At 55.4% G+C, this 19,023-nt stretch carries 18 protein-coding genes and 1 tRNA gene; 2 read left to right on the forward strand and 17 right to left on the reverse strand.

Annotated features, from left to right (window positions below):
• Positions 1-137: 137 nt before the first annotated feature.
• The 13 genes from KGFNPO_RS16410 to KGFNPO_RS16470 all read right to left on the reverse strand — a co-directional run bounded on the left by KGFNPO_RS16410 (position 138) and on the right by KGFNPO_RS16470 (position 12,171).
• Entirely contained in the window at positions 138-614 is a 477-nt protein-coding gene (locus KGFNPO_RS16410; RefSeq protein WP_472632297.1) for a Smg family protein, read from the reverse strand.
• 340 nt (positions 615-954) lie between these two features.
• A complete protein-coding gene (gene fmt / locus KGFNPO_RS16415) occupies positions 955-1,908 on the reverse strand; it encodes a methionyl-tRNA formyltransferase (protein ID WP_472632298.1) in 954 nt (317 codons plus the stop codon).
• A 7-nt stretch (positions 1,909-1,915) separates the two neighbouring features.
• Positions 1,916-3,133, reverse strand: a complete 1,218-nt coding sequence (locus tag KGFNPO_RS16420; RefSeq protein WP_472632299.1) for a TerD family protein — start codon at positions 3,131-3,133, stop codon at positions 1,916-1,918.
• A 12-nt stretch (positions 3,134-3,145) separates the two neighbouring features.
• Complete coding sequence (locus KGFNPO_RS16425) at positions 3,146-4,093, reverse strand: HpcH/HpaI aldolase/citrate lyase family protein (RefSeq protein WP_472632300.1); 948 nt, start codon at positions 4,091-4,093, stop codon at positions 3,146-3,148.
• Positions 4,086-5,195 (reverse strand): cysteine protease StiP family protein, encoded by a 1,110-nt coding sequence (locus tag KGFNPO_RS16430; protein WP_472632301.1) that lies wholly within the window; start codon positions 5,193-5,195, stop codon positions 4,086-4,088. Before KGFNPO_RS16430 ends, KGFNPO_RS16425 begins: the two co-directional genes overlap by 8 nt.
• A complete protein-coding gene (locus KGFNPO_RS16435) occupies positions 5,192-5,944 on the reverse strand; it encodes an HAD family hydrolase (RefSeq protein ID WP_472632302.1) in 753 nt (250 codons plus the stop codon). Before KGFNPO_RS16435 ends, KGFNPO_RS16430 begins: the two co-directional genes overlap by 4 nt.
• The gene (locus KGFNPO_RS16440) at positions 5,922-7,130 is read right to left on the reverse strand and encodes a phosphoribosyltransferase domain-containing protein (protein ID WP_472632303.1); all 1,209 of its coding nucleotides are present in this window, start codon (positions 7,128-7,130) and stop codon (positions 5,922-5,924) included. Before KGFNPO_RS16440 ends, KGFNPO_RS16435 begins: the two co-directional genes overlap by 23 nt.
• Positions 7,127-8,149: an ATP-grasp domain-containing protein gene (locus tag KGFNPO_RS16445; protein WP_472632304.1), complete on the reverse strand. Its 1,023-nt coding sequence runs from the start codon at positions 8,147-8,149 to the stop codon at positions 7,127-7,129. The genes KGFNPO_RS16440 and KGFNPO_RS16445 overlap by 4 nt, the downstream gene beginning before the upstream one ends.
• 7 nt (positions 8,150-8,156) lie before the next feature.
• Complete coding sequence (locus tag KGFNPO_RS16450; protein WP_472632305.1) at positions 8,157-8,738, reverse strand: TerD family protein; 582 nt, start codon at positions 8,736-8,738, stop codon at positions 8,157-8,159.
• Between the two features lie 270 nt (positions 8,739-9,008).
• Positions 9,009-9,710, reverse strand: coding sequence for a TIGR00266 family protein (locus tag KGFNPO_RS16455; RefSeq protein WP_472632306.1), 702 nt, complete (start codon positions 9,708-9,710; stop codon positions 9,009-9,011).
• A gap of 174 nt (positions 9,711-9,884) precedes the next feature.
• On the reverse strand, positions 9,885-10,460 hold the full coding sequence (locus KGFNPO_RS16460; protein ID WP_472632307.1) for a TerD family protein: 576 nt from the start codon (positions 10,458-10,460) through the stop codon (positions 9,885-9,887).
• Positions 10,461-10,502: 42 nt separating this feature from the next.
• Complete coding sequence (locus KGFNPO_RS16465) at positions 10,503-11,081, reverse strand: TerD family protein (RefSeq protein ID WP_472632308.1); 579 nt, start codon at positions 11,079-11,081, stop codon at positions 10,503-10,505.
• A 28-nt stretch (positions 11,082-11,109) separates the two neighbouring features.
• A complete protein-coding gene (locus KGFNPO_RS16470; RefSeq protein ID WP_472632309.1) occupies positions 11,110-12,171 on the reverse strand; it encodes a DUF475 domain-containing protein in 1,062 nt (353 codons plus the stop codon).
• A 306-nt stretch (positions 12,172-12,477) separates the two neighbouring features.
• On the opposite strand from KGFNPO_RS16470, the gene KGFNPO_RS16475 reads away from it, so the two are divergent.
• Both KGFNPO_RS16475 and KGFNPO_RS16480 read left to right on the forward strand, forming a co-directional pair.
• A complete protein-coding gene (locus KGFNPO_RS16475; RefSeq protein ID WP_472632310.1) occupies positions 12,478-13,650 on the forward strand; it encodes a transposase family protein in 1,173 nt (390 codons plus the stop codon).
• A gap of 64 nt (positions 13,651-13,714) precedes the next feature.
• Positions 13,715-13,791 (forward strand) — tRNA-Gln (locus KGFNPO_RS16480).
• Between the two features lie 315 nt (positions 13,792-14,106).
• Here the strand turns inward: KGFNPO_RS16480 and gabD are convergent.
• The 4 genes from gabD to KGFNPO_RS16500 form a co-directional block, all read right to left on the reverse strand.
• On the reverse strand, positions 14,107-15,561 hold the full coding sequence (gene gabD / locus KGFNPO_RS16485) for an NADP-dependent succinate-semialdehyde dehydrogenase (RefSeq protein WP_472632311.1): 1,455 nt from the start codon (positions 15,559-15,561) through the stop codon (positions 14,107-14,109).
• A gap of 138 nt (positions 15,562-15,699) precedes the next feature.
• On the reverse strand, positions 15,700-16,536 hold the full coding sequence (locus KGFNPO_RS16490; RefSeq protein ID WP_472632312.1) for an ABC transporter permease: 837 nt from the start codon (positions 16,534-16,536) through the stop codon (positions 15,700-15,702).
• 21 nt (positions 16,537-16,557) lie between these two features.
• On the reverse strand, positions 16,558-17,850 hold the full coding sequence (locus tag KGFNPO_RS16495; RefSeq protein WP_472632313.1) for an ABC transporter permease: 1,293 nt from the start codon (positions 17,848-17,850) through the stop codon (positions 16,558-16,560).
• 111 nt (positions 17,851-17,961) lie between these two features.
• A complete protein-coding gene (locus tag KGFNPO_RS16500; RefSeq protein WP_472632314.1) occupies positions 17,962-19,011 on the reverse strand; it encodes an ABC transporter substrate-binding protein in 1,050 nt (349 codons plus the stop codon).
• Positions 19,012-19,023 lie beyond the last annotated feature (12 nt).

The raw sequence follows: 19,023 nt of genomic DNA on the forward strand, positions 1-19,023 counted from the left end.
TAACAAGCATCTGGATTGTCAAGCGGCCCATGATAAGCGCGTTGCAGCGAACTCTGCAAGCGCCCGAGCCCCGATCGCCCAGAAAGTGCCGCTCTGCAACGCAGTGCGGCTTTTAATCTGGGGCTTTTAATCCGAATCTAGTGCAGCCAGTGCTTTTGCGGCTGCGTATCGTCGGCGAACAGCTCGTCGAAAATCAGCGCATCAGGTTCCTGGCCCTGGCTCCACAGCATCATCAGCACGATGATCTTGAGCTTGTCGAGCGGCATCGGCGATTCATTCACTGCCAGCGCGCGCTCGATGACGATCTCGCGCTGGTTGGCGTCGAGCACTTTGGCCAGCTCCAGAAACTGAATGAAACCGATCGCATCCGGCCCCAGCACGCTGGACTCTTGCTCCGGATAAATGCGCAAGCCGAAAGAAAACGCGCTCTGCTGCGGATACGCGTTGGCGAATGCGTCGGTAGACTCCACCAGATGCCCGAGCCAGTCCAGCGCTTCGGAAATTTCTTCATGTTCAAAACCGACGGCTGATAATTTCTTGGTCAGCGCTACCGCATCCGGGCAGGCTTCCGGCCGGTAATACGTTTCGTAGAGATATACAAGTATGTCAAACATGGCTCTACTCCTGCGTTAGGGTTGCTTCGACACCAGCAAGGATTCTTGCGTCAATACTATGTCACATTATCGTGAAAAACGTGATCCACTCCCGGGGTTTAAATGTACTGCATTCAGTATTTTATGCTTCCGCATATAAAATATGCGGAAAGTGTGGTGTTTTTTGGCATACTCTACCTATTAATAACATAAAGCCAACCATTCATGGGTAGGGGCGGGTTCCCAACCCGCCTTCGCATTTCGGCGGCGAAAGGGCGGGTTTGGAACCCGCCGCTACAGCCTGAATAGTTACTGATGCGCAGTTGGCATTCCAGGCAATTTGCACAACTTTGTTCCAACCTCAGCCGAAGCAGCCGTTTTCCATCGGAAAACCTTGCAGAAACTCGGCTGCCGGCAAGCGTTTTCCACCCGGCTTTTGCAATACGGTCAAGCGCAATACGCCCTCTCCGCAAGATACCAGCACGCCGTCCTGCGCATTGGCGGCCAACACGTGTCCTGGCAAACCATCAGCGACATCAGGCAGCACCTGCGCTTGCCACAGCTTGAGCGTGACGCCATTAAACACTGCAAACGCGCCGGGAAACGGATTAAAGGCCCGGATCTTGCGCGCCATCACAGTTGCCGATTGGCTGAAGTCAAGCTGCGCTTCTTGCTTGCTGATCTTGGCCGCGTAATTGGCGCCTGCTGCCGGTTGCGGCGTGGCGACCAGACTGCCCTGCTCCAGTTGGTGCAGCGCTTGCACGATCATGTTCGCGCCCAGCGCGGCCAACTTGTCATGCAGGCTACCGGTGGTGTCGTCCGGCGCAATCGGCAAGCGCCCGATTTGCAGCATCGGTCCGGTATCGAGCCCTTCTTCCATCTGCATGATGGTCACGCCAGTTTCAGCGTCGCCAGCCTCGATGGCGCGATGAATCGGCGCCGCGCCGCGCCAGCGCGGCAACAGCGACGCGTGGATATTGATGCAGCCAAGGCGCGGCATATCCAGCACGCTGCGCGGCAAAATCAAGCCGTAAGCGGCCACCACCATCACGTCATGCGGGGTGGCGCGCAGCAATGCGTGGGCATCTTGTGCCTCTTGCGGATATTTGCCGTCGAGGCGCAACGATGCCGGCTGCGCCACCGCAATGCCGTGCGCCACCGCATATTGTTTCACCGGCGAAGCCTGCAACTGCATGCCGCGTCCGGCCGGACGGTCGGGCTGGCTCAATACCAGTGCAATCTCAAAACCGGCCTCGTGCAGAGATTGGAGCGCCACCGCGGCGAATTCCGGGGTTCCAGCGAAGATTATTTTCATGCGCAATTCAATCCTTCGAACCTTTCTTGAACCGCAGCCCAAATTCGAAACGGTCGTTTAGCAACTCGTGCGCGCTCTTGCCTGCGCTCTGTTTGAAATACTCGACGAGCTTGGTTATTTGCAAGTTGCCGCCGTTATTTTCAATCATTGCAATGGCGCACATCGAGGCGTCGGTTCCGTTATCGAGCCGGACTTCCACCGGCGCCTGGCCGGGCGCTTCGATGGTGACCACGCCGTTGGTCGCGGCCCAGTTGGGCGCACCGTCATAAATGAAGGTGAATATCACGATGCGCTTGATCTGATTGAACTGGTCGCCATTGATGAACAGATTTTCTCCCTCGGTGTTGGTGCCGGAGCGATCATCGCCTTCCAGATGGACGAAAGGCGCTTTATCGAAATTTCCCCAGCTGTTGCCGAGCGCCTGCACACAACCCGGACTGCCATCGAGCATTTGAAACATGCAGCCCAAATCCAGGTCGATGCCGCCGCTTGATTTTGGCCGCGCATTACTCAGCATTTTATTGAAGAAACCCTGTTTTTCGGGCGCAGCGGCCGGCAGCGCTGCCTGATTCCAGTTCAGGTTGACGCGGATGCGCCCAAAGCCGCGACTGCCGGTTTTTTCAAGCGAGACTTTGTCGCCGCGCTTCTCAAGTGTGATCTTGGAAAGCGATATTTTCTTTGGCGCTGGAGTTGGTGCCGGTGTTGGCATCGGCGAACTATCCGCCTCGGTGCCGCCGAAATGTTTCAGCAGCGCCGACATGCCGCCGTTGAAACCCTGTCCCACCGCGCCAAAGCGCCACTGACCATCGCGCTTGTAGACTTCGCCGACGATCACGGCTTTTTCATCCTGGAAATCGGCTCCCGAAAACTGGAATGCCGTACTACCGAGTTGCATCGAACTCGCACCCAGCTTGCGCATGGTGCCTTCGCCGCCGATGGTCGCGGCAAAAACCAGCTTGTGAATCGAATCCGGCAAGCGCGCCACATCCGTGGTGAAGGTCGATTTTCCGTCGCCGATCTCCAGCGTTACGCCATCGCCCGGACAGGATTTTTGGTTGAAAAAAATCATGTAGCGGTCATCGGATAACTTGTCATTGGCGTCCAGCCCGAAGCAGGCGATATCGACATCCATGCCCTGCGCTGCAACGTTCAGTACGATCGGGAATGCGCCGGTACATCCCATGTCGGCTAATTTTCCCTTTTGTCCTCGTGTGAAATCGGTCATTGTGTTCAATCCTTATATGGGTTGATTCTGCTGTAAATGTATGGCGGCAATATCATCAATATCACCAACACCGTCGCCGCCATGATGGATGCCAAACACTCGCGCTTGTTCTACGACACGATGCGCCCACGCCCGATGGGTGGCGACTTCGCACATGGAATCATGCATTTTGAATACTGCCGGACTGGCTGCATCCATGATCCGCAGCGCCACTTCGACATCGGTGCGTTGTACACGGTAATGGCGCTCAATTAATGCAACCTGACTCGGATGAATCGCGGTCTTGCCGATCATCCCGTGCGCCAGATCTTCTTCCATTTCCTGCGCCAGCAGGGCCGGATTGTCCAAATGTTCGAACACCGGCGCAGTCAGTGCAAAGCCGTAGGGGCGAAATGTCGTCACCAGCCTTGAGATGACCGGCCCCAGCGGCGTGCGGTAAATGGTCATGTTGCGCGGCCGCCGGATTCCCAGCAGCGCCAGCAGGTCATTGCCGCCGATGCGTAGCGCAAGAATATGATCGCGCACGCCCGGCTGTTCCAGGCATTGGCGAAACATCTTCATTTCCGCTTCGTCAAATACATCGGCTGTCTCCAGCGTCGGCATCAGCATGTAGTGTGTTTTGCGCACTTGGCGGAAATAGGCGTCGAAGTTGTGCCGCGTGGTTTTCGGCAACACGAAGCCAGTCAATTTTTCCGCGCCGGGCATTTCCAGCACGCGTTGCATCACGTCCGGATTGCGCACGCGCACGAAGCGTTCGGTAGTTGGCCGTTCAATCATTTGTTGCAGCACCAGCGACAAATTGAATAATGAATAACTCAATTCGCTATCCGCCACCGCATCTTCGGTACAAAAAATAACCGAGCGCAATTCACCGAGCAATTCGCCATCGGCGATCTGCTGCAAATCCTTATGCGTTGCCGGCACGTACAACGTAGCGCCTAGCGTTTTTATATTAGCCATCTATTGCACTCCTTATCAGAGATACGGCTTGGTAAGGCAAATCTGCATCGACGATCAGCCGAACGGATTTTTCTGTGGCGAGCACCTTCAAGTGCGCGACATCGGGCGCATCAGGGTCGCGCAGGATCAACAGACGCGGCACCCGGCGCAACAGCACTCGAGTCGCTTCGCCGATGCCGGGTTTTACCAGGTTCACGTCATTGATACCATACTGCGCCATCGTTGCATGCAGGAATTCAGTCGAGATTGTCGCGGCTTGCGCGCGGTCAATCGGCGTCGCTTTGGGTATGCCGTCGCGCTGCGCCAACGCCACGCCATCGGCAATCAATCCATCCGCAAACGCACGCGACTGATCGTGCTGCACGAACGCGTCGTAATACACACAGCCGTGAAAATCACCGGGGCCAATCGATTCGTTCAGCACCGAGCGGCTGACCAATCCGGATACGGTGGCATTCAGAATGCTGGACGGGATCAAATAGTCGGCAGACGAGGCTGCGCACGCAGCGGTGCCGGCCAGATCCGACAACACGTACAAGCCGCTGTCGATCGCTACCGCATTGCGTTGATTGAAATCATCCACGGCCTCTGTAAGCACGCGCGAGATCACGCCTTTACCGGTCCAGCCATCAATGAACACGATGGACTGCGGCGCATGGCCTTGATCCAGAATATGCCGTAGCGCCACTTGGTCGATGCCGCGATCGCGGATGATCGATACCGAATAATGCACCGCCTGACGTCCCATCACTTGCTGCAACAGATGCTTCAGGATGACGCCCACCGGCGTGCCGGCGCGCACCAGCGACACCAGGGTAATTGGACCGCTGCGCTGCGCTGCAATCAGCGCCGCCAGCGATAAACAATCGCGCGCCATCTGCTGTCGATTGGCGGTAAAAGCATCCTGGAATACTTGCAAATAACGCGCTGACGGCAGCGCTTCCGGCGACAACATTTCGCTGTAGTGGCGGGCGCCGGACTGGATCAGTTGCTCCTTGCGCGCTACATCGACAAACGGCTGCTGCGCCAGACGCTTGAGCAGAAATTCGACGTCGTCGGGCCGATAGCTTCCGCAAAAATTTGTTGCGTTCAAGGTACTCATAAAGCAGCTACCGTCAGTGCCGCGAGTTGGGTGCCGTTCGGAATAATCGCGTAATCGCATACGGCCATAAAGCGCGCATCCGATTTGCTGTCGCCCATGCCGAAGGTCATGATGTCGCCATGTTCGGCTTCCAGCCGTTGGCGCAAATACGCAACCGCCCGTGCCTTGTTCAGCGCCTTTGGCAGCACCGCCAGATTGTTGCCATTGCGATGGATTAAAAAATCTTTGCCGGCAGTCGCAATCCAGGGCGCGACGGCTTCGCGCTCTACTTGTTCGAGGCGCTCGGCTATTTTTTCCGGGTCCTTGACCACGATATAGAAAGGCGTCGAACAATCTTCAATCAAGCGCGCCCGCCCTTTCAGACCGACGCTTGCAGAGTAATCGTCAATAATCTGCATTACTTCCCGCAAGCCATTGAGCGCCTGCGCCATGTCCGCTTGCATCAGCGCCAGCCAAACCGGATCGACAGTGCCATCCGGCTCCAGGACGACACCGCCGTAATCGATGATGGAATAACTGGAGAACGGCAAATCTACCCGACTCAAGGCGTCGCGATTACGCGCAGTGGTGGGAATCAGCGTCATGTCACGCTGCATCAGCGCAAAGAAAGCGCGCTGGCGCGGCGTCGTGAAAGAACAGGCCGCGCCGTCTTTCAAATACGCCGCAGGACGCAGATCTTCTTCTTTTCCGCATTTACCCGGCGTTTGGAACAGGGTGTCGTCCAGGTCAACGAACAGGAATTTCTTCAATATTATTCTCAGACAAAAAATGGAACAAACGGCCGCCAACGGCTTTCGCAAGTTGATGCAGCGCTGCGTTAGGTGGTGTCTCGTGGCAAATGAAAACGTGATCGTACTGGCCGGGCGCGACGTTATAAATGAAATTCGCCACGCCCTCGCCGTAGTTATCAGGAAAGGTCAGCGCGTGGCCGACGGCGCCCCATTCCAAAATGGGAGAACGGGTAGTCGATTGCACCACCACGTCGATACCGCGTTGCTCCAGTGCGCGTCCCAGCAGAAAAGCCATGTGCATGAATTCGCCGGTGCCGAGTACCAGCGTGCGCTCGCCCTTGCTGATTGCAACGTGCAAACGATCAGCCAAATCATCCGGCACGGCTAACTTGCGATCCACGCCTAGCCGGCCGAATGCTGCGCTGGCGCCACGATCCGCGTGCGCTTCGAATAACTGGGCGGCGCTGGTTGCCTGCTGCAATTGACCGGCGGTGAATGCATATTCGCCGCTGAGTGCAGCGCCAATCGTGACCGCAATGCCGAACCGCTGCGACAACGCATCATTGGCTGCTTGCCCCATGAAGTTGGTTATCGTGGATAAATGCACGCGCTCGATGACCGGATTGAGCGCGCGACAGGCTGCAGTCAAATTCAGGAAGGTGTTACCGGTGCTGGCTTCATCATCGACCAGCACCAGCGAGCGTGCACGCAGTAAAAGATCACGCAAGTGCGCATCGGTGGGCATATGCAAAAATTGCCGCGGCGCGTGGCTGTGCGCCTCTTCAAACTCGATGATCGGCGTATCACCAACGTGATAGCGCGAGGTATGCAGGAACAGCGCCGCACGCTTTTTCGCACAATCCGGATGGGCATCCTGATACGCTTCAAAAACGCCCTGCCCCAATCCGATTGCTGTTTCTGCCATGGCGATGAATACCACCGGGCCCGGCAAATCCGCAGGGACTTGGGCGGCCAGCGCGACATGGATATCGCGCATCAATTGCGGCGTCACCGGCCAATGCTTGCCCAACACTTTGCTCATGAACAGGAAGCCGCGCTTGGCGTTGGCACGCGCAGCAAATCCAATCAAATCATCCAGCTGGAACGAACCGGCATCGACCTTGAGTTCCATCAAGCCGGTCGGTAGCGCGACCTTGCGCACTTCTGCAGGTACTGTGTGCGGTTTCTGCTTAAGCGCGTTCACTGCAGTTCCGTCGCGCGCGCCAACTCCACGACACGAATGCCGTTGCGAATCGCCGGTATTTCCAGACCGTCAAAACCGCGATCAAACCCGCGCAAAGCCAAGTACGGCAAGTTGGGTCCGGCAAGGCAAGCCATTGCAATGCCGCCGGACATGCGCGGATTAATCTCCAGCAAGCCGAGTCCGTTTTGGCCTTCGCGGAATTGCACATTGAATATGCCGTTCAATCCATAAGCGGCAGTGAGTTGTCGGGTGCTTTCCAGAATATCGTCACGCATGTCGATTATTTGTCCCTGACCGGCGACCAGCGCTTTTTTGCGCGGAACCGCACATACCAACCGTCCGTTGTCGCCGACGCAATCGACACTGTATTCGTGCCCATCCAGATATTCCATTACCAACATGGTACGGAATCCCTCCATCGCAGCGAATCCGCGCCGCAGATCGTCCAAACCGATGTGGTACTGAACGCCTTCGAGCAACAGTTGCGCGCTGGAACGTTCTTCATCGACAACGCTGAAGCCCAATCCATACACGGATACCGAAGGCTTGACGCACAGCTTCGCATGCGATTGCCTTAGTTCACGATAGGCAGCATCGAACTGTTCGACATTTTCAACCACGCGGAACGCGGCAGGCGGTGCCAGCTTCAAATCCACTGTTTGATAAAAACGTGCTTTGTCATGCAGCAGATGCAACACTTCCTGCGATCCGGCACACAACACGCGTGTGCCTTGCGCGGCAAACTGTTCGCGTGCGGCGCTGACCAGACTGGCTTCCTTGCCAGGCACAAAAATACCGATGCTTTTCTCGCGGCAAAAATGCAGACACCAGTCCAGGTAGGCTTCACCTTTCAGTCCACTGGGTTCGATGGCTGATTCGTGCGCGGCGAGAAAACCCGGCGCATGCGGATTGGTGCTGCTGCACACGATGCGATAGTCGCCAACAGCATCCGCCTCACGAATCAGGCGGATTGCTGCAGCAACCGATGAAAAAGTTTTATTAAACCAGACGCGTAGCATGGATTTCTTATAGGTGTGGAGTGATCTGCGGCATCAGTTCGGCGAAGGTGCGACCATTGCCGATTTCGCCGATCGCATGCATTTTCCATTCGGTGTCATGGCGATACAGCTTGGCCATGATCTGCGCGTTATGGTCTCCTAGAGTGGACAAATTGAAGCGTGCAATTTCCTTGTTGTCGTTTGCATTAACGATGCGGCAAGTTGCATTTTCGATTTGCGAGAAATTTTGACCGGTGAAGCTGTTGACTGTAAACACCAGGCTCTTGACGTTGGCAGGCACTTTCGTCAAGTCGACAACGATTTGCTCGTCGTCGCCATCCCCGGCACCAGTACGATTATCACCATTGTGGACGACCGAGCCGTCCTTCGACTGCAACTGTCGAAACCATGCTGCGTCGGTTTGATTGCCCTGCTCGTCGAACATGATGCAGGATGCATCGAGATCGATTTCCTGCGCCTTGCCGCCAAAGCCGAAGAAGCCTTTGGACTTCATTGCATCCCAGCCAAGTCCCATGATGATTTTGCTTAATTTAACGCCGGCCTCTTTGTCGAGGGATATTTTTTGACCTTTTTGCAGATTGATAGCCATGTGGTTCTCCTTGAATGATTGCGTTACTAATACTAAAAATTGTCCACGAAAGACACGAAAATCACGAATAGAATCAATGTTCAAGTTGTTTCGTTAAACTATGGAGTATTGGCATTTTCATGGCATTTCGCGCATGTTTTCATTGCGTATATAAATATACCCATACATTTATAGCGTCATGCGCCGCCAGCTTCCGCTCTTTTTTCGTGCCTTTCGTGTTTTTCGTGGACAAAGCTTTGCGCCATGATGGGCAGAGGCAACATCCGATGCCTATTTCTGCATCAAGCCGGCAAATGCCTTGCGATTGCGCGAGCATACGAAAACCTTGCCTGAGCCACTGAAGCGCAGCACGATGCCTTCGCCGCTGGTGGTGCTGTTGACCAGGTTGCCGAGCATGCCACTAATGCCGCCACCGCTGGCAGTGCCGGTGGTCACGGAAATTTCATATTGCAAAGTGCTATCCCAGCACACGACGTGGGAGTTATCGATGATTACATCCTTGCCGGGTGCAACTTCGAGTTCAAATATCGAACCAAAACCAGACACGACCACTTGACCGGTGCCGGATGTTTCCATCACGAAGAAGCCGCCAGACTGCGCAAATAAGGCATTCCCGATATTTTGGGTGCGTACCTTCATTTCGGTGCCCGATGTGGCGGCGAGGAAGGCACCATCGTTTAATAAATACTGGCGCTTGCCGACGTCGAGTATTTCCAGCGCGCCAGGCAACACCGGTGACAGCAAGCAGTCGCCATCGCCGCGCACTGCTTCGATATGTTGCTGAAAGAAAGATTCGCCATTGGCGAACCGGCGCATGAGAGCGCTGCCGATACCGCCGTTCATGCGACCCTTGAGGTCCAGCGCGGTTTCCATCATCACCATCGCATCAGACTCGCAATAGATCTTGTCGCCCTTTGTCAGAGCAACGTGCAGAAACGGATCAACCTCGCCGGTTGAAGTGAACACTGTCATGTCGGGAATTTTCTACTTGGGAAATATTTGGGTGGGCTGCGAAAGACACGAAAAGCACAAAAAATAGGCTGGACTAATGCTTTATCAGGCCAGCCTTGTGCGCAGAATGCTGGGCTGCGATGTTAGGCTGATACAGCGTTAGCCCAGCCTATGTCATTCGGTTCGTCCGGAGTATTAAGCGCTGATACCGAAAGAGCGTGCCAGAGGGCCGAGGCCACCTGCAAAGCCTTGTCCGACCGCCTTGAATTTCCATTCAGCGCCGGCGCGATAGACTTCACCGAAGATCATTGCTGTTTCAGTCGAACTATCTTCGGACAAATCGTACCGCGCGATTTCCTTGTCGCCATTGGCGTCGAGGCAGCGGATGTAAGCCTTGGCAACCATGCCGAAGTTCTGCTTGCGTGTTTCAGCATCGTGAATGGTGACGCCGATTGAGATTTTGTCGACATCAGCCGGAACCTTCGACAAGTCGATGATGATTTTTTCGTCGTCGCCAGCACCTTCTCCGCTGGTATTGTCGCCGGCGTGGGTGACCGAGCCATCGGTGGATTTCAGGTTGTTATAAAAAATGAAGTCGGCGTCGGAACGCGCCTTGCCATCCGCTTTCAGCATGAACGCGCTGCCGTCAAGATCGAACGCCGCACCATCAGTTGCACGTGGGTCCCAGCCGAGCCCGATCACCATCTTCGTGAGTGAGGGTGCTTCTTTACTCAGATTGACGTTGCCGCCTTTTTGCAGACTAATTGCCATGAAATATGCTCCTTGAGAAAGTTAACTACCGTGGTGACATTGTTACTGTACATCTACGCCATGATGAATTGCCAGCGCGCGCAGACCGCCCGCATAGCCTTGCCCTACTGCCTTGAATTTCCATTCAGCGCCGTAGCGATACACTTCGCCGAAGACCATCGCCGTTTCGGTTGAATAATCTTCCGAGAGATCGAATCGGGTAATTTCGACGCCCGTTTCGAGGTTCACAAGACGGATGAAAGCACCATGCACCATCCCGAAGTTTTGCTTGCGCTGCTGCGCTTCGTGAATGGTGACCGCTACCACCAGCCTGGTAATAACCAGAGGTACCTGATCCAGCTTGATTTTGAGCGCTTCGTCGTCGCCATCTCCGGCGCCGGTGCGGTTGTCGCCGGTGTGTTCGATCGAGCCGCACGACGAGCGCAGTTGACCATAGAATATAAAGTCGCTATCGGCGCGGACGCGGCCGTTTTCAGTGACCATAAACACACTCGCGTCGAGATCGAAGTCGGCGCCATCGGCAGAACGCGCATCCCATCCAAGACCCAGCAGAACCTGCTTCAGATTCGGATCTGTTTTGGAGAGATTGACGTTACCGCCTTTTTGTAAGCTGATTGCCATGCGTGATTATCCGTTTCGATGAATAAAACTATTTAGAGGATTCCAATACACCGGCATCCGCATCTGCGTTTTGATTCCGCTTGTAGCGAACCGAAGACCACAAAGACAAACCGATGAAGGCAACGCCCGACAAGCCGGTGAACCATTCTGAAATATGAAACTTCACACTTGCCAGCATGATGAACGCCAGGATACCGATCGCGTAATGCGCGCCATGCTCCAGGAAAACGAATTCTTCGAGGGTGCCTTTATGCACCAGGAAGACTGTCATCGAACGCACGAACATGGCGCCGATTGCCAAGCCTAACATGATGATGACGACGTCGCTAGTAATTGCAAAAGCGCCGATCACACCATCGAAACTGAAAGAGGCATCCAGCACTTCCAGATACAGGAAGCCACCGATGCTGCCGCGTTTGACCACGGTGCCGAGAGCCGGATCGCCTACTTCCTTGCCCAGCATATCGCTGAGGAAACTCACCGCCAGATACACTGCGATACCGCCAATGCCTGCCATCAGAACCGACAGCTTCTGCGCTTCAGGAACCAGCGCCACACAACCGAACACCGCCAGCAGAGCCAGCAAGGTCGACAAACCCTCGTTGCCGTGCTCGCCTAGTTTTTCTTCAATCCAGCCCAGCCAATGCAACTTTTTTTCCTCATCAAACAGAAAATTCAGAAACACCAGAAGCAGGAAAGAGCCACCGAACGCAGCGACCTGCGCATGATTTGCAGTCAGATGGCGCGAATATTCTTCGGGCGTATTCAAAGCCATGGTCATCACATCGATCAGTCCCAAGCCGGTCGCAATGGACACGATCAGAATAGGAAATACCAGGCGCATGCCGAACACCGCAACAATGATGCCGACCGTCAAGAACAGTTTTTGCCAGAACGGGTCCCAGTTGCGCAGCACGGACGCATTCACGACCGCGTTATCGAAAGAGAGTGAAACCTCCATGATCGACAGAATGGAGGCGACAAAGAGCGCCTGCGCTGCGCCGGCCGGGCCACCGATGCTGTAACCCCACCATGCCGCCAGGGCAAGTAGAACAATCGTAACTAAAAATGACATCCTGAAATGCTGCATGCTGACTTCCTAATTATCAATATAAGGGATGAAAAAGCGGTATTACAAGTTATTTTTGGAATGAATGAATCTCTGAATTGCGCTCAAGAGTATCACATCTAATTAATTTTAGAAAACAGGGGAGCTTCAAAAGATTGCGGATTAATTTATAGTTTTTAAAATTGATTATTTTTCGATGTAGCTGATTTTCCTTACAATTCCACTCTTATTCTGGCATAGATGGTGTTTTCATGAGATGATTCAAGCCTAAAATATACATAATATAATCCGTATTATTTTTAACAATTTCGGCTTGAGGATGACGCAATGCCTACACAAGCAGCGACCTGGAGCATGCCTTTAAAAGGCGTACGACTGCTCTATATGCACGAAACCGATGTTGAGATTTTGATTGGACTCGAAACCGAGAAAAAAGCGGTGGCATGCCCTGGCTGCGGTTCTGCCGCGGTGGTCGGATATGGCAAGATGAACTGGCGCATCCGTGACCTGCCGGTCAAGAAAAAAGCTGTTTTCCTGGAAATAAAGCGGCGGCGTCTGCGTTGCCGCGATTGCCTGGTGACCTTCAATGAACCGATATCCCAGATCTCTGCACATCACCGCGCAACCACGCGATTGGTGCAAAGCGTTTGGAAAATGGCCTTGCGCCAACCGTTCACCACACTGTCGAAAACGTTTGGCATGGACGAAAAAACCATCCGGAATATTTTCAATAACACGTTCGATGCCGCAGCAAGTCAATTCAAAATTCCGCCCCGGCCGCCGGCGCCATTGGCGTTGGAGATACGCCTGCTGACCATCCTGCGCCAGCAGCGCGTCATGTGGATCAACCTCGATCAGGGCACCCTGATCGACATGGATGAAAACATCAGCCCGGAATCGATTCATGAAACTTTGCAGCGCGTGGCCAGAGATGGCGCGCACCAGATCAGCGTGCCGCCCGACGCCGCGCTGATCGAGGCACTGCAAGCGTCAACCCAATCGCCGCTGATCCTGCATCTGCCATCGATGCGAACCGCATGCAACGATTTGATTGCGCTGGGCCGGACGATTGACAACGCTGCGTCGTATGGCGAAGCGTTGTCGCAATTCATCAGCGCAAAAAATGCAAGCGAAGCCAGCCGGTTGTGGCAGGATTTGATTTCTGCTCCAGCCGAGTTGCGCACGATAATGCATCCATTGATCGTGGCGGTGGAGTTGCTTGGGTCGGAACGCTTCGACGCATTTGGCCAGCCGGATCATGCATACGAGGCGCTCACCGATCAACTGGATAAAATATTGAGCACCGATTTTTCCAGAAGGTCCTACGATGTGATTTGCGCCATCGTGTTATTTGACAAGACACTGCAAAAGACGGCCAGAACCGGCGTGGCAGAGAATGGTGCGCACTTGGGCTACCAAAAGACCAACTATGGGACGTCAATACCGAAACTGGTGGCCAGGCTTGAGAAATTAACCCGTGACAGCGAGGCAAACGAATAATCACCGCACGCGTGTGTTATTCTCAGCACCTGCATATTTCTGTGTGCGTTATTACTTCTTCAGCAGGGGAGTCGCCAAGTTGGTTAAGGCACCGGATTCTGATTCCGGCATTCGAAGGTTCGACTCCTTCTTCCCCTGCCAATCCTGCCGGTCCTGCCGGTCCTGCCAATTCATAGCGCTGGATTTAAACTCCGCAGGCAATCAAGACTTTTCATCGTGCCCAAGCGTACCTGACAAAGTCAAACCACCACACTCAAACATCCGGTATTTTCCAGCGTCATTGCGCCTGTCAGCGTGCGCACAAAAATTCGCCAACACCACGCACTATTGAGAAAATAAGAAGGAGTATGCAGAAAAACACATGCTTATCCGCATGTGTTTAAAGGGTATCAAAAAAATACATAATTCAGTATAGGTAAAAGCAGCAGACGCTTGAAGCGTCTGCTGCGGCCGGAATTAAATCCCGCCCATGCACAGATACTTGATGATCAGGTAGTCATCCATGCCGTAGGTTGAACCTTCGCGTCCCAGGCCGGATTGCTTGACGCCGCCGAACGGCGCGACTTCATTCGAGATCAGACCGGTGTTGATGCCGACCATGCCGGACTCCAGCGCTTCCGCGACGCGCCAGATACGACCGATGTCGCGCGAAAAGAAATAGCTGGCCAGGCCGAATTCGGTATCGTTGGCCAGGGCGATGACTTCTGCATCGGTCTTGAAGCGGAACAGCGGCGCCAGCGGGCCGAAGGTTTCTTCCCTGGCTACCTGCATCTCGGACGTGACATCGGCGATCACGGTCGGCTGAAAGAAGCTGTGGCCCAGCGCATGGCGTTTGCCGCCGGCCAGCAAACGGCCGCCTTTGGCGAGCGCGTCGGCGATATGCTGTTCGACCTTTTCCACCGCTTTGGCGTCGATCAACGGCCCTTGCGTGATGCCCGCCTCGGCGCCGTTGCCGACGGTCAGTTTGGCCACCGCCGCCACCAATTTGGCGGCAAACGCATCGTACACGCCATCCTGCACGTAAATCCGGTTGGCGCAGACACAGGTCTGGCCGGCGTTGCGGTATTTGGAAATCATCGCGCCTTCGACTGCAGCGTCCAGATCGGCGTCATCGAACACGATGAACGGTGCATTGCCGCCCAGTTCCAGCGACAGCTTCTTGATGGTCGGTGCGCTTTGCTCCATCAGCAGGCGGCCGACTGCGGTGGAACCGGTAAACGTCAGTTTGCGCACAATCGGGTTAGCGGTCATTTCGCCGCCAATGGCGCGCGAAGAACCAGTGATGACGCTGAAAATCCCGGCAGGAATGCCGGCGCGTTCGCCCAGCACCGCCAGCGCCAACGCCGAAAACGGGGTCGATTCGGCTGGCTTGACCACCATCGGGCAGCCTGCCGCCAGCGCCGGGCCGGCCTTGCGGGTGATCATTGCGGATGGAAAATTCCACGGCGTGATGGCGGCGCAGACACCGATCGGCTCCTTGATCACCACCAGACGGCGGTCCGGCCACGGCGATTGCAGGGTTTCGCCGGCGATGCGTTTGCCTTCTTCGGCAAACCATTCGATGAACGAGGCGGCGTAGACGACTTCGCCCTTGGCTTCGGTCAGCGGCTTGCCTTGCTCGGCGGTCATCAGCAAGCCCAGATCATCGACATTGGCCAGCATCAGGTCGTTCCACTTGCGCAGGATGGCGCTGCGTTCTTTGGCGGTTTTCTTGCGCCAGGCGGGCCAGGCGGCGTTGGCGGCGTCGATTGCGCGTTTAGTCTCGGCAGCGCCCATCTTCGGCACGCTGCCGATGACGGCGCCGGTGGCCGGATTGGTCACTTGTATCGTGCCGCCGTCATCGGCATCGCACCATTTGCCATCCAAATATGCTTGTTGTCGCAATAGCGACGAATCTTTTAATTGCAGCATGCAGAAATCTCCGTAATGTGAATTAATGAGGAACTCGCGCAGCGAGCCTTCGTCCCCCTCTCCCGCTCGCGGGGGAGGGTTGGGGGTGGGGGAAACGGTCATGGCGAATTTTAAAATCGGGTGTGGCTGCCATGACCGTTAAATTTTGGCGGCGGCCTTATTGCGGCCGCGTAGCCACTCGAGAACCAGTAGCAAACAGGTGGAAAAGATGATCAGTATTGTCGCCAGCGCGGCAATGGTTGGGCTGATGTTTTCGCGAATGCCGGTAAACATCTGGCGCGGCAAGGTGGTCTGGTTAGGCCCGGCCACAAACAGGGTGATGACCACTTCGTCAAACGAGGTGGCAAAGGCAAATAGTGCGCCGGAAATCAGTCCCGGCGCAATCACCGGCAGCGTGATGCGGAAAAAAGTCTTCAGCGGACCGGCGCCCAGGCTCAGGCTGGCGCGCACCAGATTGTGGTTGAAGCCCTGCAGAGTGGCCGACACCGTGGTCACCACGAATGGCGCGCCGAGCGCCGCATGTATCAGGATCAGGCCGGTGTAGCTGTCGGCCAGACCGATTTCCGCAAAGAAGATGTACACGCCGACGCCGACCACCACCGCCGGCACCACCATCGGCGAGATCAACACCGCCATCAGCAAACCCTTGCCGGGGAAATCTGCCTTATTCAGGCCGACTGCTGCCAGCGTACCGAGTACGGTGGCGATCAGAGTGGCCAGCGGCGCGACGATGAAACTATTCTTGGCAGCGCGCACCCAGGCTTCGGAATGGATCAGATTCTCGTACCAGCGCAGCGAATAGCCGGGCATCGGATACGACAGGAAAGTGCTGTCCGAAAACGAGAGCGGAATAATCACCAGAATCGGTAGCACCAGAAATAGCAGCGCCAGCAGATTGAAGCCGCGCAGGAAAAAGAACCAGATGCGCTCAGTCAGCGATACATAGGGCGGGAATAAGGGCAAGGAAGTTTTCATGGTATTGGTCCCGGTTACTGATTACATGCTGACTTCAATTTTGGCGAAACGCCGATACATGCCGTACAACACCAAAGTTGCGGCGAACAACAAGGCGCCGAGCGCGCAAGCCATGCCCCAGTTGAGGGTCACGTTGGTAAAGTACGCCACGTAATAACTGACCATCTGTTCGTTCGGACCGCCCAGCAAGGCCGGCGTGATGTAGTAGCCGAGCGCGATGATGAATACCAGCAAGCTGCCGGCGCCAACGCCAGGAAAAGTTTGCGGCACATACACGCGCCAAAACGCGGCAAACGGATGGCTACCGAGCGAGATGGCGGCGCGCATATAGGTCGGCGGCACCGATTTCATCACGCTGTACAGCGGCAAGATCATGAACGGCAGCAGGATATGGGTCATCGAGATATACACGCCGATGCGGTTGAACAGCAGTTCCAGCGGCGCATGCGTCAAGCCCAGCGCCATCAGCGCGGAGTTGACCAGCCCTTCGGACTGCAGCAGCACGATCCAGGAGGCGACGCGTACCAGGATCGAAGTCCAGAACGGGATCAGCACCAGAATCATGAACAGATTGGAGCGCCGTTCCGACATCGTCGAGATCCAGTAGGCGAGCGGATAACCGATCAACAGGCAGCATAAGGTTGCCACCAGACTGATCATAAAGGTGCGGCCGAAAATCTCTTGATAGGCCGACTGGTCTGCCGGTTTTTTCTCTATATTTCCCATGCTGTCCTGTCGCATGTCGACTGAGGCCAGCAGGTAATACGGCGAATATTTCGAGCCGTTTTTGGCGATCACGCGCCAGTATTCCGGCTGCGCCCACTGTTCGTCGAGTTCGATCAGCGCTTGCCGAATGCCGGCAGCAGGGATCGGTTTGCCGTCGGCATCGACTGGCGGCATCGCACGCATCGTCTTCATGATGATCGAACGCGCCCCGGGAAGCTCGCTATTGACGCGCCGGGCCAGCGTGCCGGCGGTATTTTGTTCCTTGGCCAGTGTCAGATCCTGCGCCAGCGCGACAAAAGCGGCGGCGTCGGGTGCCGCTTTGCGGTCCCACTGCGACAGCGCGGCAACGGTGTGCGGCAGGGTGGATGCCACTTCCGGGTTATCGATGGCACGCTTGAGCAAGACGCCAATCGGCACCACAAAAGTAATCATCAAAAAAATCGCCAGCGGCGCAATCAGCGCCAGCGCCATGCTGCGCTTGCGCATTTGCGCCTTTCGCAAGTCGCGTTTGAGCTGCTGCACCGATGGCGCGATTAATGCCGCGTTTAGTGCAGGGTTCGGCGCAATGCCCGATGCCAGTGAAGTCATAATTTAGGATGCCAATAATAATAAAAATACCGCCCACAAAGCCGCCATGGGCAGCATCGAAACCCGTCATGTATCGCCCTTGCATGGGCACACGACGGGCGAGGAGACTCCTTATTGGACAGCCCAGGCAGTAAAACGCTGCTCCAGATCTTCGCCATGATCGGTCCAGAATTTCAGATTATTCCCAACCGCATCCTTCACATTTTTTGTCGAGGTCGGCAGGCCCGCCAGCGTTTTGGCATCCAGCAACTTCAGTGCAGTGTTGTTGGTAGGACCGTAGGCAATTTTTCCCGCATAGTTCTTTTGCGCTTCAGCTGAACTGGCGTAGGCGATGAATTTCTCGGCAGCGGCCTTGTTTGGTGAACCCTTCGGGATCGCCCAGTAGTCGAGGTCGTAGATGCTGCCGGCCCAGACTACTTGCAGGTTCTTGCCTTCGCGCTGGGCGGAATCAATCCGGCCGTTGTAGGCAGTGGTCATCACCACGTCGCCGGCCACCAGGAATTGCGGCGGCTGCGCACCGGCTTCCCACCATTGGATATTCGGCTTGAGTTCAGTCATTTTTTTGAAAGCGCGCTCCACCCCGGCCTTGGTCGCCAGTACTTTGTAGACATCCTTGGTCGGCACCCCATCGGCCATCAGGGCGAATTCCAGGTTATAGCGCGCACCCTTGCGCATGCTGCGCTTGCCGGGGAATTTTTTGACGTTCCAGAAATCGGCCCAGCCGGCAGGCGCCGTCTTGAGCTTGTCGGCGTTGTACGCCAGCACGGTGGACCAGACGAAGGTGCCGACGCCGCATTCATTGATCGCTTCCGGCATGTAATCGGCTTTCTTGCCGACTTTATTGAAGTCGATTTTTTCCAGCAAACCCTCTTCACAAGCACGGCCGATGACGCCGGCTTCGATTTCCAGCACATCCCAGCTGACGTTCTTGGTTTCGACCATGGCTTTGAGTTTGGCCAGCTCACCGTTGTATTCCACCATCACCACTTTATTGCCTGTGGTTTTTTCAAACGGCTGGATATAGGCTGCCTTTTGGGCGGCACCGTTGGCGCCGCCAAAATTCACGACCGTGATGTCCGCGGCATGTGTCTGGCCGACCAGGCCGACCAGACCAACGGACAATGCAGCTGACGCCAGGATAGGTTTGATTAACAGTCTCATTGCAACTCCTCT

Source organism: Gelidimonas diazotrophica, assembly GCF_055694025.1.